Raw genomic sequence first — 19,724 nt, 5'->3', positions numbered from 1 at the left:
AGCGATCAGCCCTTCTTCAGGAAGATATACGCGGCGGAGTAGGGCGCGCTCCTGAACGCGCCGGCCTTGTCGCAGGCGCCGTCGAGCGTGCCGCCATGGGTGTGGATGCGCTGGACCGTCGTGACCGGCGTGAGCACGCCGCTGCCGCGATGTGAGGTGACGTCCAGCTTCAGCCAGGGAATGTCGGCGGCCGTCGCGCCCGGTGCGTTGGCGGCGGCCTTGCCGACCACCGCGCTGCCATCGGCGAGCTCCCAGCTCGGGCCGGCATAGTGGCGGCCGATGGTCTTGCCTTCGGACAGCAGCGTCGCGATCGGCTCGCGGAAGGCCCAGGCGAGCTTGCCGTCGGCGGCGGCCTTGCACTCATAGACCTGCGCGCCCTCGGCGTGGACACTCAGGACGACGGTTTCGCCCGGTGCGGCAATGGCCGCGGGAAGCGGCTCCGCGGCTCCTGCCGGCCCGATCAGCGCCGCGAGCACCAGGGCAGGGGTAGCAAGCTTCATCGACATGATCGCATCTCCGCAAAAGGCTCATAAAAAAACGGGCCGCGCTTTGAGGCGCGGCCCGTGATGCTGTCTGGCCCAGTCGGGCGACATTGCAGACGGCTTACGCCGCCAGCTCCTTCGTCAGGTTCTCGGCGACCTTGTCGAGGAAGCCGGTGGTCGAGAGCCAGCGCTGGTCGGCGCCGACCAGCAGCGCGAGGTCCTTGGTCATGTAACCGGCCTCGACGGTGTCGACGCAGACCTTCTCCAGGGTGTTGGCGAACTTGGCGAGCTCGGCATTGTTGTCGAGCTTGGCGCGGTGCGACAGGCCACGGGTCCAGGCGAAGATCGACGCGATCGAGTTGGTCGAGGTCTCCTTGCCCTTCTGATGCTCGCGGTAGTGGCGGGTCACCGTGCCGTGGGCGGCTTCGGCTTCCACGGTCTTGCCGTCGGGGGTGAGCAGCACCGAGGTCATCAGGCCGAGCGAGCCGTAGCCCTGCGCGACCGTGTCGGACTGCACGTCGCCGTCGTAGTTCTTACAGGCCCAGACATAGCCGCCGGACCATTTCAGCGCCGAGGCCACCATGTCGTCGATCAGGCGGTGCTCGTAGGTCAGGCCCTTGGCGTCGAACTCCTTCTTGAACTCCTTGTCGAAGATCTCCTGGAAGATGTCCTTGAAGCGGCCGTCATAGACCTTCAGGATCGTGTTCTTGGTGGAGAGATAGACCGGGTAGCCGCGCAGCAGGCCGTAGTTGAAGGAGGCGCGGGCGAAGTCGATGATGGAGTCGTCGAGATTGTACATCTCCATGGCGACACCGGCGCCGGGCGCCTTGAACACTTCCTTCTCGATCACGGTGCCGTCCTCGCCGACGAACTTCAGCGAGAGGGTGCCCTTGCCCGGGAACTTGATGTCGGTGGCGCGGTACTGGTCGCCATAGGCGTGGCGGCCGATGATGATCGGCTTGGTCCAGCCGGGAACGAGGCGCGGCACGTTCTTGCAGATGATCGGCTCGCGGAAGATCACGCCGCCGAGGATGTTGCGGATGGTGCCGTTCGGCGACTTCCACATCTGCTTGAGGTTGAACTCCTTCACCCGGGCTTCGTCAGGGGTGATGGTGGCGCACTTGACGCCGACGCCGACCTTCTTGATCGCCTCGGCGGCGTCGATGGTGACCTGATCGTTGGTGTGGTCGCGGTATTCCATGCCCAGGTCGTAATAGAGCAGTTCGACATCCAGGAACGGGTTGATCAGCTTGTCCTTGATGTACTGCCAGATGATCCGGGTCATCTCGTCGCCATCGAGCTCGACGACGGGATTGGATACCTTGATTTTTGCCATGATCGGGGAAGCCTCTTTCGAACGGCGCTTTTGGCGCGCCACGGGAATATCCGCCGCCTCTTAGCACCGCCGCGCGGCGGGCGAAAGCCAAGGGATTATGCACTTTTAGCTCATCCAGCTTCCGCAGATGGGGAGCGGCAGCCGGGCCTTGGTCAGGCTTTGGGCGGGCCTTGGCCGCATGTTCCCGGCGAGATTCAAAAGTCGAATCCAAGTCGTTATTTCCCTTGAGAATTTCGTCAGGACAGGCAAACGACAGGCGAGAGCGGGGCGGCGCCGGCCGGAACGGTGCTTGAATCAATTCCTCAGGCGGCCTCTGCAAGGCCTTGAGACGAAGAGTGAAAGCGAAGCGGGATGTCGGGGACTGACAAGAGCAAGGCGGGACTTTCCCTCGACGGTCCGATCGTGATCCTGGTCGAGCCGCAGCTCGGGGAAAACATCGGCATGACCGCGCGCGCCATGGGCAACTTTGCCCTGAGCCGGCTGCGCATCGTCAATCCTCGCGACGGCTGGCCCAACATCGCGGCCCAGCGTGCCGCCGCCGGCGCCGACCACATTCTGGAAAAGGTCGAATTGTTCGACACCGTCGAGCAGGCAGTCGCCGATCTCGACCTGCTGTTCGCCACCACCGCGCGCCCGCATGACCAGGCCAAGCCGGTGGTGGGGCCGGAGGCGGCCGCGGCCGAGATCGCCGGGCACGTCGCGACCGGCGGCAAGGCCGGTATCCTGTTCGGCCGCGAGCGCTGGGGCCTGACCAACGAGGAGGTCGGGCTCTCCAACCGCATCATCACCTTCCCGGTCAATCCGGGCTTTGCCTCGCTCAACCTTGCCCAGGCCGTGCTGCTGGTCGGCTATGAATGGTTCAAGCGGGCCACATCGGGCGAGCTGCCGCACGCCATGCCGGAGCGCTCCGAGCGCGCCTCGCAGCACCAGATGCAGGCCTTCTTCGACAACCTCGTGCGTGAGCTCGACAAGGTCGAATTCCTGCGCCCGGCCGAGAAACGCGACACCATGCTGGTCAACCTGCGCAACATCTTCACCCGGATGGAGCCGACCAAGCAGGACATGCATACCCTCCATGGCGTCGTCATGGCCATCGCGGAGGGGCGCAAGGGGCCGGCCAAGGGCGGAGTGCTCGACGGCGAGCAGGCGACGCGCCTGCGCGCGCTGCTGGCCGAGCACGGGCAGGGCGGCGGCGCGCCCGACAGCGGCTCGACGGTGCGGGGCCTTGCTCGCCTGCTCCGCCGCAACCCGACCGATGCCGAGCGGCTGTTGTGGCAGGCGCTGACACGCGACCGCCGCTTCGCAGGCGGGTTCAAGCGCCAGACCCCTGTGGGGCGGCACATCCCGGACTTCGTCTCGTTCCCGCACCGGATCGCGGTCGAGCTGGTGAACTCGGGCGAGGGCGAGGCGATTGCCGCCGACCGCTCGGCGAGGCGGGCCTGGCTCGAGGCGCGGGATTATCGGGTGCTCGACATTCGCGCGGCAGATGTGGAGCGCGATCTGGAAGCGGAGCTGGTGCGGCTGCAGGCGATGATGGAGCAGAGCGCGTAGGTCTTGCAGGGGAGGCAAAGCGCTTGTCCGCCGTAGCCCGAAGAGCGAGGGCGGAATGTTCCGCGTTCGACCGTCACTCGTTGAGGCATTTGCACCCGCGGCCCGCCGCGTTACCCATTGGACGCCGGAGGAGTGCGCCGCCAGCACTCCGACGTAGGCGCTATTCCGGTACGACTAGAGCCTTGTTCGTGCGCAGCGCGCTCATCACCTTCGGATCAAGTTTGAGATGGGCATCCACTAGTTCCGGCGGTGTTGCCGCCATCCAAGTATCCAGAGAAAAATCAATGAAGCGGTCACTCTTGAACGTCTCTAGGAATCGAAAGTTGGTCGAGCCGGTATTCTCGAGATAGTGGCCCATCGCTACCGGGACGTAACCGACGTCACCGGCCTGCAGATCAAATGTGCGCGCCTGCCCCTGACCGGCAAACACACCCATGCGCGCCCGCCCCTCAATGACGTAGAGCCACTCGTCGCCGTTAGGATGCCAGTGCACCTCACGCAATCCGCCTGGTTCGACTTCAACCAGGGCTGCTGCGGTCGTGGTGCTAATTGGAAACAAACGGGAATCGGTGATCCGCACCGTTCCGCCCTTCGTCTTGATGGGCACCTGCTCCATCATTCGCCATGTGTAGCTTGTCTCCGACGCCTTTGCGCCCGGTATGGCTTCCGATCCAAGCGGCCCTGGCAATGGAGCCTGAAAAATATAGCGTTCGCTTTCATCGGGGGTATGGCCGAACAGCGAGGCAGGCACTCCGAAATTCTTGCCCAGCACATCGGCCGGTATGCGCTTGAACCAGTCGTTGAGCAGGAAGGTGTTGTCTTCGTCGAAATCGCCATCGTCAAAAACGAGAAGGAATTCGCAGCCGTCGGGGCCGAGGCCTTGGATCGAGTGCGGAGTTCCGCCCGGGAAGAACCAAAGATCTCCGACGCCGACGTCATCGACGAAATAGCGTCCCTCGGAATCGACCGCCGTCACCCGAGCCTTGCCATAGAGCATGTAGGCCCATTCTGACGCCTTATGCCAATGCAGCTCACGCACACCGCCCGCGTTCAGGCGCATATTCACGCCGGCCATGGACTTGGCGATACCCAGCTCACGCTGCGTGACCTGGCGGGTCCAGCCGCCCGGCTCAAGCCGCACATGGGCATCCGAGAACGAGAAGCGCAGGTTCGGCAAGGTACCGTGATCGGTAGACGGGGGTACCAGCAGATCCGGGTTCTGCTGATCGCGCATTACATTGCGCGGACCGGGATCGGTGCCGCCGTGACCCGGTCGCTGTGGCTGAGGAATCTCGCCGCCCGCGGTTTGCGCGTGCGCCAGCGCAACGCTTGTCAGAAGACCACCGGTAGCGGTCGCTGCCAACATACGGCGACGGGAAATGGAATCCATGTTCGGTTCTCCCATGATTCCAGGCTGTAAGCCTCTGCGCACGACACCCGCGCCTGACATCTCCGAGCGTCGTCCGCTGGAAGCAATTCACACTATCAAAGCAGCACATTTCGATATTCCTCGTTAGCACGAGTTCCAGCGGCTTCCGGCAAGGCGAGCGCTAACATTTGCACTCTCCGCCTCGATGCTTCGATATGTATCGGTTTTCAGACCAGGCCGTGACCCAATGAATCGACAGAGGTGACGGCTCGCCCGCGACGGGTCGAAATGCGAAGAACTCAGCGTAAGAAAATCTAGTCCGCACCGCCCCACCACGCGGACCTCAATGAGGCGTCCCGCCATTTCGCTGATGGGCCAACAGCGGACGTGCGAGATAGCTGAAATCGATAAGAATGTGCCTGCCTGACAATTCCGCCAAGCTGACTTAATTTTGCGATCAAGTATGATCCAATCCTAGACCACCCACGAGGTTTGGGCGTGCCCCTATTGCCACGCATCAGTTACGGCACCGAGGCCTATTCGGAAAAGGTCGCTCGGCGTCTTCGCGCAGTCAATATCGCTGCTTGGTCAATAGCCGCGGCCACGCTGTTCTTCGCAATTCTCCGTTTTCTAGACCCAAGGCCCGAGATGTTGTCGCGCGCTCTCGCCAATTTGGGAGCTACTTTGGTACTCGCGTCCGTACCCCTTTTGCATCGTTTTGGACCGCTCGTGGCGCCGCTTACCTTGATCGGCTTCGTCTATTTGTTTCTCATCTATGTCGTAATGCAGGTCGGGATGGATGGCGGCGCGTGGCTTGCTTATTTGTCCGCCGCTGCCCTTGCTATGTTGTTGGTCGGCACCGAACGGCTATGGCTGTGTATCGCTTTGTGCGCAATCGCAGCGTTCATTGTGATCTGCCTGCAGACTCTTGTCCCCGACAATACGGGCTTGCTCTCGGACAAATCGCTGTTCTTTGGCAACTTCATCTTCAATGTTCTCGCCAATATGGCCCTCATTTTCGTCATTGTGTACTACGCGGTGGGGCAAATCGCGCGAGCCGAGGCCGCTGCAGAACGTGAATTTCAGCGCTCCGAAGAACTGCTGGTGAACATTTTGCCGCGCGACGTGGCAGAGCGCCTGAAGCTTCAGTCAGGCAAGATCATTGCGGATCGTTTTGAGAATGCATCCGTGCTGTTCCTTGATTTGGCGGGATCAACGGCGTTAGCAAGTCATCTTTCTCCCGATTTATTCGTGTCTTTTCTCAATGACATGTTCACGAGGCTTGACGACAGGTCCAACGCTTTGGTCTCGAGAAAATCAAGACGACAGGCGACGGCTATATGGTTGTGAGTGGAGTGCCTACTCCAAATCCTCATCATTCCGAGATCATCCTGGACTTTGCGCTGGCGATTCAACACGAACTCGGAAATCTGACCGACCAGGATCGGCGCCCGATACCTTTTCGGATTGGCGTCGAGTCGGGTCCTGTCGTGGGAGGCATTGTAGGTACGCGAAAGTTTTTCTACGACGTTTGGGGCGACACCGTGAATGTTGCCTCGCGCATGGAGTCGACCTGCATCCCCGGCAAGATACAGATCGGACCTGGTATCGCGGCGTCCATAAACGATAAATTCACGCTGATCGAACGTGGCGCCATTGAAGTGCGCGGGAAAGGATCCATGCGGACTTGGTTTCTCGCCGGACGTGCGAAGTCGGGCTCCGCTTAGAGCGGGACGTCCGCTATGGGTCAAAGGCGACATTTGGTCCGTGCGGCCACACTGCTCCAGTCGGGTCGCATGGCCAACTCAAAGCTTGGAGACCAATTCCACCAAGGTCTGGCGCAGCCACGCATGAGATGGATCGTGATCGTAGGATGCATGCCAGAGCAGTGATACGGCTACGTCCTGCAAATCCACCGGGGGATTGCTCAAGCTGAGCTTGAGTTCTGTGGCGAACAATCGAGCCAACCGCGCATGCATGGTTACCAAGACAGGTGCGCGTGCCACCAAGGAAGGGACCGTCAGGAAGCGAGGCGTTGTCAGGACAACCGTCCGCCGCAATCCTAGTTTCTCAAGAGCATCGTCTACCACGCCGCGAACACTCCGGCCGGGCCGCAGGCTCGTGAGGACATGTGGCAACCGCACGTAATCTTCAAGCGAGACTTGAGCGTCAGTAATGCCCGTTATCTCCTTGTTGAACATGCAGAGATAACTCTCGTTGAATAGCAGACGCCGCTTATGGTGGACCTGGCCCCCGGGAAAGACGTCATAGCCAATAGCGAGGTCCAACTCGTCGGCGTCGAGATCATCCAGAAGTTTCGACGAGTCGATATTGTAGAGCCGCAGGTGGACGCCAGGCGCAACTTCGCGCAGGTGCGCGAGGAGAGCGGGGAGGACCAGGATTTCCATACTGTCTGGGAGTCCGAACCTGAAAGTCCGCTCTGCTGTCGCTGGATCGAACGCTTCGTCGCGTGAGACCATCGTTTGGATTTGAGACAGCGTATCCCGCACCGGCTCGACTAACATCACCGCACGAGGCGTGAGGCGCAGGCCATCGGGCCCTCGCGTCAAGAGTTCGTCGCCGAAGAGGTCACGCAGGCGGGCGAGGTTATGGCTCATGGCCGACTGACCAATGCCAACGCGGCTCGCAGCACGCGTCACGCTACGTTCGCGAAGCAAGGCATCGAGGTGAACGAGGAGGTTTAGGTCGATCCGGCCTAGATTGACGGCATCGATACCCATTATCGATCCAATCTGTTTGATCAATGATCATAAGCCGACCATCTTGGGTGGCAAGAGAACGGAGGGCACGGCCCACCGCCCAGCCAAAGGAGACCGATATGTCAATCCGCAACAGCCTCTTCGTCGTCGCCGCATTAACGCTAGTCGCTCTCGGAACCGCCCACGCCGATAGTCTTCGGCCAATCCAGGCAAAGAGCATCGATCTCGGCGAGGTTTCCGGCGTCGCCTACTATACCGTTGAGCAAGATGGATTCCATGTCGTGACCACGCTTGCTCAGGGCGAAAACGGAACGCCAATCCGTGTCGTTTCCGTTCTTTCGCCGGGTCAGAGCGTTGTTCTCTCAACATCCCAGCAGCGCCGCGGGCTTGAAATCAGTCGGGCGGGCAACGAAGTGCTGGTCCGCAGGGCCGCAGCGGTGACGAACTAAGGTTCGAGGCGTCGCGCGCGCTCGTACCGACATTGCGTCAGTCAGATGATAGGAGAAAGTCGACCATCGTCTCCCGCAGCGCGCGATACATATCGTGGCCCGTCGAGCAGACGCAGCCCGCGGAGCGGGCGGCTCGCATCAGGGCAGTCTCGCCAGTCGCCGTCACAACGTCACCGACGATCATCGTGGGGCGCAACCGGCGGGGATCTACCGGAGAGTCTTGAAGGTTCTCCATGCCGGTCGGAGTTGCATTGGCGATGATATCGAATTCGTCAGGGGTGGGTCCCACCTCGGCGACCCGATCGCCAAAGCGATGTCGCAGCTTTCCCGCCAGCTCGCTTTGGCGCGTTTGATCGATGTCTTGGATCGAAAGTTCGGCGACGCCCACCTCGAGCAGCGCATAGCCAATAGCGGTGCCTGCTCCGCCGGCGCCGAGAAGGAAGGCCCGCTTTCCGGTCAGAACGCCGCCTTTCTGCAGGATGGCGTCAACGAAGCCCTGCCCGTCGCACATATCTCCCTCCCATGCACCGGAGGTGGACCGGCGCATGACGTTGACAGCGCGCAAAAACGAGGCCCGTTCGGTCGCCCGTTCGCAGTGTTGGAACGCAGTGAACTTGTGCGGAACGGTGATGACGATGCCATCCAGATTGCGGATGGCCTTCAGCGCGCGCACGACGTCATCGAAGTCGTTCGAGGTCACGTGAAACGGGACGAGGATTGCATTGCGTGATCTTGCCCGTAGCGAGGCGGTGACCTCGGCCGGCGACTTCGCCTGACCTATGGGGTCACCGAGAATGGCGAAGATCCGCGTGCTTCCGTCAACGATGGACTGCAAGTCACTCTCCTGCTGCCGGCGCTCTCACGTTTCAGGCTTCGATGCCGCGCGCTGCCATGATCGTCTTCATTCGCCTCGTCGCAAGGTCGGGGGCGCGCAGGATTCCGGCCTGGTCGGATAGACGAAAGAGTTCGGCCAGATGCAGGGTCGAGCGTGCGCTCTCCTGGCCGCCGATCATCGTGAAGTGGTCCTGATGCCCGTTGAGGTAAGCGAGAAGCACCACGCCGGTCTTGTAGTAGCGCGTGGGCGCCTTGAAGATATGACGGGAGAGGGGAACAGTCGGCGCGAGGATCTCGTCGAACGTCCTATGGTCGCCCTTCGCCAGACTGGTCAGGGCCGCCGCCGCTGCAGGCGCGATGGCATCGAATATCCCGAGAAGGGCGTGCGAGTAGCCCTCGCTGTCGCCGGCGATCAATTCCGCATAGTTGAAGTCGTCTCCGGTGTACATCCGGACGCCCTTTGCAAGGCGCCTGCGCATCGCGACTTCCTTGCCCTTGTCCAGCAGCGAAATCTTGATGCCGTCGACCTTGGCGGCGTGCTCGTCGATGATCTCCAGGACCGTGTTCATCGCAGCGTCCACGTCCTTCGATCCCCAATAGCCGGAGAGGGCAGGGTCGAACATGTCGCCAAGCCAGTGGAGGATCACGGGTTCGCGGACCTGTCGGAGGATTCGGGAGTAGACCTTGACGTAGTCCTCCGCATTCTTAGCGGCACGGGTCAGCGCGCGCGAACACATCAGGATGATCCGCCCGCCCAGCTTCTCGATGTCGGAGATCTGGCGTTCGTAGGCCGCGATGACCTCATCGATGGTCGATGGTGCATCATCCGGGAGATGATCAGTGCCGGCCCCTGAAAAGACGAGCCCGTCGCGCGCCTTCGCTGCGGCAACCGAGCGACGGATCAGCTCCAGCGAATTCGGCCAATCGAGACCCATGCCGCGTTGCGCGGTATCCATCGCCTCGGCAACGCCGAGCCCGAGATCCCACAGATATTCACGGAATGCGATCGTGCGATCCCAGTCGACTGCGCAGGTGAGCCACGGATCGCAATCTGCGAGCGGATCGGCGACCACGTGAGCCGCCGAGAAGGCAATCCGATTCATGCGACCGGGCTGGCGGTCCGGAAAACGCGTTGCTTGGCTCAGCGCGTAGGGCTCCAGGCTTCCGTTCGCGAGAGGCAGGCGAAGGACTGTTTTGGCGGTCACGCTGGCATCTCCTGATCAGGACGTTGTCGCGGATTGCGCGGCGAGAGCTTGCAGGCGCGGATGGACGCTCGGCGTCGCCTCGGCGAAGTGGTCGCCCACCCCCATTCGCCCGCTCCGGAAGATCCGCTCGTCCATCGTCTTGAGGTTCGGGGAGATCTTGGGCCGGAAACCCATCTGGCCCAGGACGTCGCGCTCGAGATCGATGCCCGGCGCGACCTCCATCAATTCGAGCCCTTCCTCCCCGGTGCGGAAGACGGCGCGCTCGGTCACGAATACCGTGGTTTGTCCGCGCGCCTTTGCGTACTGGCCATTGTAGGAGGTCTGTTCGAGCTGCGGGACAAACTTCCTGTACTTGCCTTCCGACAGGATGGCCAGTTTGCCATCACCGGCGCCGATCCTCAGACCGCCCGCCGTCAAGGTGCCTCCGAACACCATCTTCTTGGCATTCTGGCTGATATTCACAAAGCCGCCGATGCCGACGACGCGTCCGGCAAACCGGCTTATGTTCACGCTGCCGCGCGGATCGACCTCGACGGCCGAAAGGAAGGCGATGTCCAGTCCGCCCCCGTCGTAGAAATCGAACTGATAGGGCTGGTCGATCATCGCCGCATAGTTGCGTCCCGCCCCGGCATCGAGGCCGCTCGCCGGGGCCCCGCCGATGATGCCCTGTTCGTTGGTCAGGGTGATGTGATCGAGAAGTCCTTCCTCCGCAGCAACCAGCCCGATGCCGGTGCAGATGCCGGATCCGACGTTGCAGACGGCACCGGGCTCCAACTCCATCGCGCAGCGCCTGGCGACGATCTTCCGCTCGTCCAGCGGCAGGTTGGGAAAGGAATCGAGCGGGATCTTCAGCTCGCCAGCGAAGGCCGCGTCATAGAACGTTTGATAGGTTTGCGCCTGATCCGGCACCACAACGACCGCATCGACCAGCATGCCCGGCACTTTGACCGTCTTCGCCGGGAGGGTGCCGCGGCGGGTGAGGCGCTTGACTTGCGCGATCACCAGTCCGCCGCAGCGGCGGGTGGCCTGCGCCATCGAGAGCATCTCGCCGAAAATCGCTTCATGCTCCATGGAGATGTTGCCGTCTTCATCGGCCGTCGTTCCGCGGATGAAGGCGACGTCGATCGGGAAGGGCTTGAAGAACAGCCATTCGCGGCCCTTGAGCTCGATCAGTTCGACGAGATCCTCGGTTGCGCGTTCGCTCTGCCGGCCTCCCGCCTGCCGCGGGTCGACGAAGGTGTGCAGGCCGACATGGGTGATGAGGCCGGGCCGCCCGGCCGCGATCTCTCGTATCAGCTGCGATATGGCACCCTGCGGAAGGGTGTAGGCTTCGATCTTGTTGTCCGCCGCCATCGCCGCAATCGGGGGCGCATCGACGATCGTCCCGCAGACGATCCGCTTGAGCAGCCCCTCATGCGCAAATCGCGATGCGCCGCGCTGACCGCGGTCGCCCAGTCCGACCGGATGGATCGAGGTGATGGAGCGTGGAGCGCCGGTCGCCAGAAAGCGCGCTTCGATCGCCTCGATCAATCGCTCGGGCACGGCATGTCCGGAGCCGGAGCCTCCGATGAGAACCGTGTCTCCGTCGCGGATCAGCGTCGCGGCCTGTTCGGGGGTGATTACCCTCACGTCAAAACCTCCCAAGGAACGAGAATTCCAGGAAGGTGTACACTTACTTAGTAGTAAGTCAATGACGGTTTGCGCGACGCTCCCGTGACTCGGTCGGCTTGCCGGCATAGACCTTCAACATCACGCGCTCGAAGGCGGTGAAGAATTCTTCCAGACGGTCGAAACTGCCGGCATCCTGCGTAAACACCGAGGAACTGTTCACCAGATTGACGACCAGCAGCGTCAGGTCGTCGAGCGGAGCGTCCGCTTGCAGCTCTCCCGACCTGCAAGCCTGCTCGAAAGCCGACTTGATCGCTTCATGAACTGATCGGCTGAATGATGCGAGGCTTTCCCGTGCAACCGGCGAAAGGTCCTCGCTGTCGAGACGAAGGCGTCCGATCAGGCTCCATGGCCGTCCGCCCACCTTGCCGCGATTGAAGCGCTTGTATCGCTCGTAATTGTACTCGACGACCGCTCTTAACTTCTCTGCCAGCGTATGGCCGTCGTCGAGCCAGATCGACCTGTGTCTGGCCGAGGCTTCCGCGACATAGTCCGTCAGCACCTCTTCAACGAGCTGCTGTTTGCTGCCGAAATGATAGTGGATGTTCGTAGTGGTCGTTCCGATCTGATCCGCGATGTCGCGGAAACTCGTGTTGTGAAATCCGTGTCTGATCAGGAGATCAGTCGCGACGCGCTTGATCGTATCTCGCATTCCCGTACGAGCGCCTGCCGTCCGGGTCTTCGTTTTCTGTGGCATAACCTACCCGCAGGGGTTGCTTGGATTGCCGATCACTTGAACCGGAGCGCGGCGCACCGTCAAGCCGACGCGCTATCCCGAAGGCGCATCATCAGCAAGGTTTCTCCTTCCTGGACCGTTTCTCCCGTCTGTTTGAGGACCCGCATGCCGAGGGTCACGATTCCACGGTCGGGGCGCTTGGTGGCGCGCTTTCCGGCGACCACGATCGCCGCGTGAATGCGGTCGCCAATCAGGATTGGCCCCTTGAACGACCAATTCCAGCTCAAGGTGGCAACACCGAGCAAGCGGATCGGACTTCGTGTTTTCAGTCCGTCCGCGAGGGAGAGCCCGAGCAGTCCATGCGCGATGCGCCCCGGAAACCCGACGTTTCTCGCGAACTCATCGTCCATGTGAACGTCGAACAGATCGCCTGAAAGGCCAGCAAATCCAACTACATGGGCTTCGGTCACTGTTACCCCCGCCGTGTCATAGCGGTCGTGAATTTCCAGATCGTCGTAGCCGTATTCACCGGCGGTGAGTTTGCGGCCAGCCGGAACGCCACCAGGCGCGTCATTGGGCGTCATTGAGTTTCCCTTACTTTCCGATAAGTAAATTATCGCGTTGACGGCGTGCGCCGTCAACGGCTATTTGAGCGTGGGTTGGTCCGCGTGTCTGGTCGATGGAGTGCGTCGTGGCTTCAGTTCAAATTCAAAACGTTCGCAAGAGTTTTGGGGCTAGCCCTGTCATTCATGGCGTCGATGTGGACATTGTCGACGGAGAGTTCGTGATCCTGGTCGGTCCCTCCGGATGCGGCAAGTCGACCCTTCTGCGGATGATCGCCGGTCTGGAGAGCGTCACGAAGGGAGCGATCCGCATCGGTCAGCGCATCGTGAACGATGTTCCGCCGAAGGAGCGGGATATCGCGATGGTATTCCAGAATTACGCGCTCTATCCGCATATGACGGTCGCGGAAAATATGGCGTTCTCCCTCAAACTCCGGAAGGCGCCCAAATCCATCATGGATGATCGAGTGGCCAAGGCGGCTGGCATTCTCGGTCTCGAGAAGCTTCTCGATCGCTATCCTCGGCAATTATCAGGTGGCCAGCGTCAGCGCGTGGCGATGGGGCGAGCTATCGTGCGCGACCCGCAGGTCTTTCTGTTCGACGAACCGCTCTCGAACCTGGACGCCAAGCTCCGCGTGCAGATGCGAACCGAGATCAAGGATCTTCACCAGCGCTTGAAAACGACCACGGTCTACGTAACGCACGACCAGATCGAGGCGATGACCATGGCCGACAAGATCGTTGTCATGCATGACGGTCTCGTTGAGCAGATCGGCTCGCCGCTGGATCTTTATGACCGGCCAGGAAATCGATTTGTCGCGGGCTTCATAGGTTCGCCATCCATGAATTTCTTCGAGGGGAATGTGACCGGCGAGGGCTTTCACTCCACGGGCGGTTTTCGGCTGCCAATGCGCTCTGCCCCAGCGGGTTCCGAGGGGAGGCCGGCGATCTACGGGCTGCGTCCCGAACATATCGCACTCGATCCTTCGGGCGTTCCAGTCACCGTGAAGGTGGTCGAGCCGACAGGATCAGAAACGCAGGTCTTCGCCGACGCCGGCGGCCAGCAGATCGTTTGCGTTTTTCGGGAGCGAGTGGCGGCCTCGCCCGGCGAGACGATCCGCATCTCGGCGGATCCAAGGGCCGCTCATCTGTTCGACCCGACTGACGGCAAGCGACTGGCCGCAGCATGAACCAAGCGATGGGCCGCGGTGCGCAAGCTGCCGCAGGTCAATTTTATTGACTTACTGGAAAGTAAGTATAGCGTTTGCCGACATTATAGAAACGATAAGGGAGAAAGACGCGATGTTGAGAATTGATCTACGCAGGGTTCGTTCGGCCATTGCAATAGGTGCTGCCCTCGGCGGTCTGGCGATCGCGCCAGCGGTCGCACAGACCGGTCAGTTGACGATCAACACCGACCGCAGCGGAGCGGGCCAAAAGGCGGCGATGACCAAGATCGCCAGCGACTTCGAGGCCAAGAACCCGGGTACGAAGGTCACCATCAATTTCAGCGACGTCGAATCCTACAAGACGTCGATCCGCAACTTTCTCGTCACGACGCCGCCCGACCTTGCGTTCTGGTTCACCGGCGCGCGCATGCGAGCCTTCAGCAAGCGGGGTGCGTTCGAGGACATCAGCAAGTTCTACACCGATCAGAACCTCAAGGAGGTCATGGCGCCGTTCCTTCCGGCGGTCACCGACGGCGGCAAGCAATTCATGATGCCGACGAACTTCACGACGTGGGGCTTCTTCTACAACAAGGAGGTTTTCGAGCGCGTCGGCGTTACGCCGCCCAAGACCTGGGACGAATTGATGGCAGCCGCCGCCAAGCTCAAGGCGGCCGGCGTGATTCCCTTCACGATCGGCACCCGCGATCTGTGGGCAAACGATCTCTGGTTCGACTACCTCGATCTGAGGCTGAACGGCCTCGATTTCCACATGGCGCTCATGGACGGCAAGGAGTCGTACACGGACGAGCGCGTCAAGAAAGTCTTCGCGACCTGGCAGCAGCCGATCGAGAAGGGGTACTTCCTGGAAAACGCGTCGTCCTATGGCTGGCAGGAGGCGATCCCGCTGCTTGCCCAGGGTAAGGCGGCGATGTACCTGCTTGGGCCCTATGTTCTGACTTCGCTGCCCGCCGACGTTCACGGCAAAATCGGTTTCTTCCCGTTCCCGGCGATGGATGCGAAGAACGACGGCTTCGAAGAGGTCTCGATCAACGGCGTCGGCATCCCGTCGGGCGCCAAGAACAAGGAGCTTGCGCTCAAGTTCCTCGCATTCCTTGCACAGCCGGACAATCTCGCGGCGTTTGCCAAGGCCGGCGCCGTGCTGCCCGCCCGAACCGATGTCGCGCTCGACGACCAATTCTCCCAGGTTCAGATGAAGCTGGTTCAGGCCGCGAAGGGATCGTCGCAGTTCTACGACCGCGACACGGATCCGGAGATGGCGCAGATCGGAATGAAGGGCTTCCAGGAGTTCCTGGCGAACCCGCAGCGCGGCGAGGCCATCCTTGAGCGCCTTGAAGCAGCCCGCAAGCGTATCTTCAAATGAGCGAGAAGACCGCGATGGCCGACTATGCGGACCTAGCTGTGATTCCCCCCACGCGCCTGCAGCGCGTGTGGGAGACTCGCGCGGTCTGGTTGACACCGCTTCTCCTGCTGGCCGCTCCGGTCTCGATATTCGTTCTTTTGATCGTCATTCCGATCATCCAAAGTATCTGGATCAGCTTCTACGACTGGGACGGGACCGGCCCGGCAAGTTGGGTCGGGCTCGGCAACTATGCCGAGCTCTTCGCCGATCCGCAGTTCTACGTCTCGCTGAAGAACAACATCATCTGGCTGCTCCTGTTTCTGCTGGCGCCGGTCATCGGCTTGGCGATCGCCGTATTTCTGAATCAAACTCTTCCGGAAATGCGCTTCGTCAAATCGATCTTCTTCATTCCTCTCGTTCTTGCGCACGTGATCATCGGCGTCGTGTTCACGTGGTTCTACGATCCGACGTTCGGCATCATCGCCATTCTGGCGCGAGCCGTGGGAATGACGCCGCCAGCGATCCTATCCAACGAGCACCTGGTCACGTTCGGCATCATTGCCGCCGCGCTGTGGTCGCAGATCGCGTTCTGCCTCGTTCTCTTTCTCGCGGGTCTGTCTCAGCTTGATGATGATCTGATCGCCGCAGGACGCCTCGACGGCGCGAGCGGATGGCCTTTGTTCTACTACGTGGTGCTGCCTCAGCTCAGGCCTGTAACGTTCGTCGCCACCATCATCACCGTGATCATGTCGCTGCGAAACTTCGACATGATTGCAATCATGACGCAGGGAGGTCCGTACGGAAGCTCGACGGTTCTCGCCTACCAGATGTTCGATGCTACCATCTTCAGCTATCGGGCCGGGTACGGGGCGGCAATCGCCACCGTTCTGTTCGCGATCATGAGCGTCTACATCGCCTGGTTTCTCCGGTACACCCTCAAGCAGGAGGCCGCGGAGCGCTGATGTACCCGACCCCCATTCAAGACCGACCGCTTCCGGTCCGTGTTGCTTATCGCCTCGTCCTCTACGTCGCGATCGCGGCCTGGATCGCCCCCCTCATCGCCATCGTCATGACGGCGATCCGCGCGCAAGGCGATCTGCTGGCTGGAAACTACTGGGGCATGCCCCAGCAGTTCGCGTTGGTCGAGAATTTCCGGGAGATCTTTGCCAGTTCGCCGATGGGCATGTTCTTCGTGAACAGCATCGTGGTCACGGTGACGACCGTGGTGGGAGTGCTCGTGCTGAGTACGCTCGCTGCGGTGGCACTCGCCAAATATCCTTTCCCGGGCCGGACGCTCGTCTTCTCCATGTTCATTGCCGGCAACTTCGTGCCGTATCAGATCCTGATGATTCCGGTGCGCGGCATCGTACTTTCACTCGGCCTCTACGACTCCATCTGGGCCCTGATCATATTTCACACCGCATTTCAAACGGGCTTTGCGACGCTGTTTCTGCGCAATTTCGTGGTCGCTCTGCCGAATGAACTGTTCGAAGCAGCGAGGCTCGAAGGAGCGAGCGAGTTCACGATCATCTGGCAGATCATCGTGCCTCTTCTGAGGCCGGCTCTGGCGGGCCTTTCCGTGCTTGTCTTCACATTTGTCTGGAATGATTATTTCTGGGCTCTCGTGCTGGTCCAGAGCGATGCGGCAAAGCCGCTTACGCTTGGACTTGCAGGTCTCAAGGGAGAATGGCTGACCGCCTGGAATCTCATCTCGGCAGGTTCGTTGGCCGCGGCGCTTCCGCCTGTTGCACTGTTCTTTCTGACTCAGAAGCATTTCGTCGCAGGCCTCACGGTCGGAGCCGTAAAATCGTGAGGATGCGCTCGAGGCGCGGGACTATCGGGTGCTCGACATTCGCGCGGCGGACGTGGAGCGCGGTCTGGAGGCGGAGCTGGTGCGGCTGCAGGGGATGATCGAGCAGGGCGCGTAGGCCTCGCCGCGCATCACCCGCGTCCGAGCTGCACGTCGCGGTCCACTGCGATCCATGTCGTGCGGGCCACGGCCAGCAATCTCCCACCTTCATCATGCAACGCAGCTTCGGCGGTGCGCTTGCGGCCGTCGCGGCCGGTGGGCCAGGCCGTGATGATGCAGGCATCGCCAGGACGCGGGCGGGCCTCGATGCGGGCGGACATCCGTCCGAGCAGGAGCGGGGTCTTGTCGAAGCCGCCGCTCTGCGGCTCGCAATTGCAGGCAAAGCCGGTGGGGCAATCGAGCGCTGACCAGAGGAATTCGGGCGCGACCAGGCCATCCTCGGCGGCGAGGTTCGAATCCGGTGTCCAAGTCGCCGCGAGAACGGGAACCGGTGCATGACGGCTGAGCCGCCCCGCAAAGACGCGCAGGCCGTCGCCTTGTGCCCTTGCGGGACCGCACACGAAGCAGTGCGGCAGCGGATGCTGGTGCGGCTCGAACAGCGCCAGCAGCGCGGCCGCGCGTGCTTCCGGCAAGCTGGCGCTCTCCACGCGCGCCAGCTCGACGCTTGCCGCTCGCGCCGTCGCCACGACCCTGGCGCCATCGCGAAGCTCCCACGTGCCGTCGTCCGTCGCGACGGTGTCGAGCGCCGTATCCAGTGGTGTCGGTGCGCGTAGCGTCACTTCGGCGCCGCCGGAAATGTGCCGGGCGAGCCGGCCGCAGACATAGCCGCCGTTGCCGGAATTCGGAGGGCCGCAATAGCGCTTGTCGATGATGATCGGTGCCATCGGTTCTCTCTTCGTCGTTGGTGCACCTTACCCGATCTTGAGGACAATTCTGCCCTGAACCGAGCGATTGGGCACGGCGCGCGCATGGCTTGCCCGACCCCTCCAAAGGAGGACGCGATCGATGTGCGGGCGGATCTTTCCCTCGGCCAGCCATTGCATCAGCATGTCATTCGCGCGGGCGGCCTCCCGCGGGGAATTTCGCGAGGACGCCGGTGAAGCGCTGGCCTCATTTACTGGCACGTTTCGTGCCTCCCAAAGCGGCAGGCCCGACACAGTGCCTGATCAAGGGAGACCCGACATGAAACGCGAAGACCTCACCGAGAAGCTGCTCGACATCAAGCGCGAGAAGGGCTGGAGCTGGAAGCACATCTGCGAGAAGATCGGCGGCTATTCCGAAGTCCTGATCGTTGGTGCGATCATGGGCCAGATGAAGCTGACGAAACCGCAGGCTGCCAATGCCGGCGAGCTGTTCGGCCTGTCGAAGGCGGAAGTCGCGATGCTGAACGAGGTGCCGATGCGGGGCACCGGCACGCCGATGCCGCCGACCGATCCCCTGATCTACCGCTTCTACGAGATGGTAATGGTCAACGGCCCCGCCTGGAAGGCGCTGATCGAGGAGGAGTTCGGCGACGGCATCATGTCGGCGATCGACTTCGACATGGCCATCGAGCGCGTCGCCAACCCGAAGGGCGACCGCGTCAGGATCACCATGAGCGGCAAGTTCCTGCCGTACAAATATTACGGCGCCAGCGGCAATGTGCCGGAGTACGGCTTCAGGGAGGAGTGACGGCGGCGAAGGCGGCGCGCAACTCGCCGACCGGAGCCATCCCGCGAACATAGGTGAAGGATCCCTTGTCCTTCATCTCGCGCGCGCAGTTCAGGAACGCTGCGAGCGCGTAGCGCGACATCGCCCCGCCGACGCTGATGCGCTTGACGCCGGCGGCGGACAATTGTTCGACTGTCAGCGTCGGGTCGGCAAAGCCCATCACGTGATTGAACGGCTTGCCGAGCGAGGAGACCACCGTCCGGATCGTGGCGAGATCGTACAGGCCCGGCGCATACAGGACGTCGGCGCCAGCGGCCTCGAAAGCCTGCAGACGGCGAATCGTGTCGTCGATGTCCTTGCGGCCGTGGAGGAGGTTCTCGGCTCGCGCCGTCAGCGTGAACGGAATGGGCAGCGCGCGCGCCGCTTCGACGGCGGCCTGGACGCGCTCGACGGCCAGGGAAAAGTCGTAGATCGGGCGATCGCGGTCGCCGCTGAAATCCTCGATCGAGCCGCCGACCGCGCCCACCTCGGCGGCACGCCGGATCGCTTCGGCAGCACGCCTTGGCTCATCTGCGCCGCAATTCTCGAGGTCGAGGCTGACCGGCAGCTCGGTGGCATCCACGATCGTGCGCGCATTGGCGAGGATGAGGTCGAGGCTGACGCCGCTGCTGCCGAGCATGTTGGCGACGCCGAGGCTCGTGGTCGCCAGGGCTTCGAAGCCCATCGCCGCGAGCAGCTTGGCGGTGCCCGCGTCCCACGGATTGGGAATGATGAAGGCACCACGCCGCTCGTGCAGCGCGCGAAACGCCGTCGCCTTGTCCAGCTGGCTCGTCATGGCTCGTCTCCATTGTCTGTCCCACGAGCTTTAGGCGCACTTCCGTC

18 protein-coding genes and 1 pseudogene are annotated in these 19,724 nt (G+C 61.9%); 8 read left to right on the top strand and 11 right to left on the bottom strand.

What is annotated here, in order from left to right; genetic code table 11:
- Positions 1-5: 5 nt before the first annotated feature.
- On the bottom strand, positions 6-506 hold the full coding sequence (locus HAP40_RS25460) for a DUF3455 domain-containing protein (RefSeq protein WP_166815161.1): 501 nt from the start codon (positions 504-506) through the stop codon (positions 6-8).
- Between the two features lie 97 nt (positions 507-603).
- Positions 604-1,818, bottom strand: a complete 1,215-nt coding sequence (locus HAP40_RS25455) for an NADP-dependent isocitrate dehydrogenase (protein WP_166815162.1) — start codon at positions 1,816-1,818, stop codon at positions 604-606.
- Between the two features lie 351 nt (positions 1,819-2,169).
- On the opposite strand from HAP40_RS25455, the gene HAP40_RS25450 reads away from it, so the two are divergent.
- The gene (locus HAP40_RS25450) at positions 2,170-3,369 is read left to right on the top strand and encodes a TrmJ/YjtD family RNA methyltransferase (RefSeq protein ID WP_166815163.1); all 1,200 of its coding nucleotides are present in this window, start codon (positions 2,170-2,172) and stop codon (positions 3,367-3,369) included.
- Between the two features lie 160 nt (positions 3,370-3,529).
- On the opposite strand, the gene HAP40_RS25445 is transcribed toward HAP40_RS25450, so the two are convergent.
- Positions 3,530-4,759 (bottom strand): cupin domain-containing protein, encoded by a 1,230-nt coding sequence (locus HAP40_RS25445; RefSeq protein WP_166815164.1) that lies wholly within the window; start codon positions 4,757-4,759, stop codon positions 3,530-3,532.
- A 477-nt stretch (positions 4,760-5,236) separates the two neighbouring features.
- On the opposite strand from HAP40_RS25445, the pseudogene HAP40_RS25440 reads away from it, so the two are divergent.
- A pseudogene (locus HAP40_RS25440) lies at positions 5,237-6,465 on the top strand (adenylate/guanylate cyclase domain-containing protein).
- A gap of 78 nt (positions 6,466-6,543) precedes the next feature.
- Here the strand turns inward: HAP40_RS25440 and HAP40_RS25435 are convergent.
- A complete protein-coding gene (locus tag HAP40_RS25435) occupies positions 6,544-7,479 on the bottom strand; it encodes a LysR family transcriptional regulator (RefSeq protein ID WP_166815166.1) in 936 nt (311 codons plus the stop codon).
- Positions 7,480-7,577: 98 nt separating this feature from the next.
- Between HAP40_RS25435 and HAP40_RS25430 the strand changes: the two genes are divergently transcribed.
- Positions 7,578-7,907, top strand: coding sequence for a hypothetical protein (locus HAP40_RS25430; RefSeq protein WP_166815167.1), 330 nt, complete (start codon positions 7,578-7,580; stop codon positions 7,905-7,907).
- A gap of 37 nt (positions 7,908-7,944) precedes the next feature.
- On the opposite strand, the gene HAP40_RS25425 is transcribed toward HAP40_RS25430, so the two are convergent.
- The 5 genes from HAP40_RS25425 to HAP40_RS25405 all read right to left on the bottom strand — a co-directional run bounded on the left by HAP40_RS25425 (position 7,945) and on the right by HAP40_RS25405 (position 12,874).
- Positions 7,945-8,742 (bottom strand): shikimate dehydrogenase family protein, encoded by a 798-nt coding sequence (locus tag HAP40_RS25425; RefSeq protein WP_166815168.1) that lies wholly within the window; start codon positions 8,740-8,742, stop codon positions 7,945-7,947.
- Between the two features lie 31 nt (positions 8,743-8,773).
- Positions 8,774-9,946 (bottom strand): dihydrodipicolinate synthase family protein, encoded by a 1,173-nt coding sequence (locus tag HAP40_RS25420; RefSeq protein ID WP_166815169.1) that lies wholly within the window; start codon positions 9,944-9,946, stop codon positions 8,774-8,776.
- Positions 9,947-9,961: 15 nt separating this feature from the next.
- Positions 9,962-11,683 carry an acyl CoA:acetate/3-ketoacid CoA transferase gene (locus HAP40_RS25415; protein ID WP_208024893.1) on the bottom strand — a complete coding sequence of 574 codons (1,722 nt, stop codon included), beginning with the start codon at positions 11,681-11,683 and terminating at the stop codon, positions 9,962-9,964.
- Positions 11,634-12,266, bottom strand: coding sequence for a TetR/AcrR family transcriptional regulator (locus tag HAP40_RS25410; protein ID WP_166815170.1), 633 nt, complete (start codon positions 12,264-12,266; stop codon positions 11,634-11,636). The genes HAP40_RS25415 and HAP40_RS25410 overlap by 50 nt, the downstream gene beginning before the upstream one ends.
- A gap of 104 nt (positions 12,267-12,370) precedes the next feature.
- On the bottom strand, positions 12,371-12,874 hold the full coding sequence (locus HAP40_RS25405) for a MaoC/PaaZ C-terminal domain-containing protein (protein WP_166815171.1): 504 nt from the start codon (positions 12,872-12,874) through the stop codon (positions 12,371-12,373).
- Positions 12,875-12,981: 107 nt separating this feature from the next.
- Between HAP40_RS25405 and HAP40_RS25400 the strand changes: the two genes are divergently transcribed.
- The 4 genes from HAP40_RS25400 to HAP40_RS25385 all read left to right on the top strand — a co-directional run bounded on the left by HAP40_RS25400 (position 12,982) and on the right by HAP40_RS25385 (position 17,195).
- Positions 12,982-14,043 (top strand): ABC transporter ATP-binding protein, encoded by a 1,062-nt coding sequence (locus HAP40_RS25400; RefSeq protein WP_166815172.1) that lies wholly within the window; start codon positions 12,982-12,984, stop codon positions 14,041-14,043.
- 112 nt (positions 14,044-14,155) lie between these two features.
- Positions 14,156-15,403, top strand: coding sequence for an ABC transporter substrate-binding protein (locus HAP40_RS25395; RefSeq protein ID WP_166815173.1), 1,248 nt, complete (start codon positions 14,156-14,158; stop codon positions 15,401-15,403).
- 56 nt (positions 15,404-15,459) lie between these two features.
- The gene (locus HAP40_RS25390; protein WP_246741356.1) at positions 15,460-16,344 is read left to right on the top strand and encodes a carbohydrate ABC transporter permease; all 885 of its coding nucleotides are present in this window, start codon (positions 15,460-15,462) and stop codon (positions 16,342-16,344) included.
- Complete coding sequence (locus HAP40_RS25385) at positions 16,344-17,195, top strand: carbohydrate ABC transporter permease (protein WP_166815174.1); 852 nt, start codon at positions 16,344-16,346, stop codon at positions 17,193-17,195. The genes HAP40_RS25390 and HAP40_RS25385 overlap by 1 nt, the downstream gene beginning before the upstream one ends.
- A 128-nt stretch (positions 17,196-17,323) precedes the next feature.
- Here HAP40_RS25385 and HAP40_RS25380 read toward each other — a convergent pair whose 3' ends face one another.
- Positions 17,324-18,076 (bottom strand): hypothetical protein, encoded by a 753-nt coding sequence (locus HAP40_RS25380; protein ID WP_166815175.1) that lies wholly within the window; start codon positions 18,074-18,076, stop codon positions 17,324-17,326.
- 298 nt (positions 18,077-18,374) lie between these two features.
- On the opposite strand from HAP40_RS25380, the gene cynS reads away from it, so the two are divergent.
- On the top strand, positions 18,375-18,863 hold the full coding sequence (gene cynS, locus HAP40_RS25375) for a cyanase (protein WP_166815176.1): 489 nt from the start codon (positions 18,375-18,377) through the stop codon (positions 18,861-18,863).
- On the opposite strand, the gene HAP40_RS25370 is transcribed toward cynS, so the two are convergent.
- Positions 18,850-19,677 carry an isocitrate lyase/PEP mutase family protein gene (locus tag HAP40_RS25370; RefSeq protein ID WP_166815177.1) on the bottom strand — a complete coding sequence of 276 codons (828 nt, stop codon included), beginning with the start codon at positions 19,675-19,677 and terminating at the stop codon, positions 18,850-18,852. The two genes, cynS and HAP40_RS25370, sit on opposite strands and share 14 nt — an antisense overlap.
- Between the last annotated feature and the right edge of the window lie 47 nt (positions 19,678-19,724).

The sequence above is a fragment of the Bradyrhizobium sp. 1(2017) genome (genome assembly GCF_011602485.2).
In the GTDB taxonomy this organism is placed as follows: domain Bacteria; phylum Pseudomonadota; class Alphaproteobacteria; order Rhizobiales; family Xanthobacteraceae; genus Bradyrhizobium.
The sequence above is the reverse complement of the archived record's forward strand: the minus strand, read 5'-3'. Positions and strand labels throughout refer to the sequence as shown.

Excerpts from the sequence above, each read along its gene's own strand:
- HAP40_RS25430 (WP_166815167.1), top strand. The coding sequence starts at position 7,578 with ATGTCAATCCGCAACAGCCTCTTCGTCGTCGCCGCATTAACGCTAGTC.
- HAP40_RS25405 (WP_166815171.1), bottom strand. The coding sequence starts at position 12,874 with ATGACGCCCAATGACGCGCCTGGTGGCGTTCCGGCTGGCCGCAAACTC.
- HAP40_RS25370 (WP_166815177.1), bottom strand. The coding sequence starts at position 19,677 with ATGACGAGCCAGCTGGACAAGGCGACGGCGTTTCGCGCGCTGCACGAG.
- HAP40_RS25460 (WP_166815161.1), bottom strand. The coding sequence starts at position 506 with ATGTCGATGAAGCTTGCTACCCCTGCCCTGGTGCTCGCGGCGCTGATC.
- cynS (WP_166815176.1), top strand. The coding sequence starts at position 18,375 with ATGAAACGCGAAGACCTCACCGAGAAGCTGCTCGACATCAAGCGCGAG.
- HAP40_RS25385 (WP_166815174.1), top strand. The coding sequence starts at position 16,344 with ATGTACCCGACCCCCATTCAAGACCGACCGCTTCCGGTCCGTGTTGCT.
- HAP40_RS25435 (WP_166815166.1), bottom strand. The coding sequence starts at position 7,479 with ATGGGTATCGATGCCGTCAATCTAGGCCGGATCGACCTAAACCTCCTC.
- HAP40_RS25415 (WP_208024893.1), bottom strand. The coding sequence starts at position 11,683 with ATGCCGGCAAGCCGACCGAGTCACGGGAGCGTCGCGCAAACCGTCATT.
- HAP40_RS25450 (WP_166815163.1), top strand. The coding sequence starts at position 2,170 with ATGTCGGGGACTGACAAGAGCAAGGCGGGACTTTCCCTCGACGGTCCG.
- HAP40_RS25380 (WP_166815175.1), bottom strand. The coding sequence starts at position 18,076 with ATGGCACCGATCATCATCGACAAGCGCTATTGCGGCCCTCCGAATTCC.
- HAP40_RS25445 (WP_166815164.1), bottom strand. The coding sequence starts at position 4,759 with ATGGATTCCATTTCCCGTCGCCGTATGTTGGCAGCGACCGCTACCGGT.
- HAP40_RS25455 (WP_166815162.1), bottom strand. The coding sequence starts at position 1,818 with ATGGCAAAAATCAAGGTATCCAATCCCGTCGTCGAGCTCGATGGCGAC.
- HAP40_RS25395 (WP_166815173.1), top strand. The coding sequence starts at position 14,156 with ATGTTGAGAATTGATCTACGCAGGGTTCGTTCGGCCATTGCAATAGGT.
- HAP40_RS25410 (WP_166815170.1), bottom strand. The coding sequence starts at position 12,266 with ATGCGAGATACGATCAAGCGCGTCGCGACTGATCTCCTGATCAGACAC.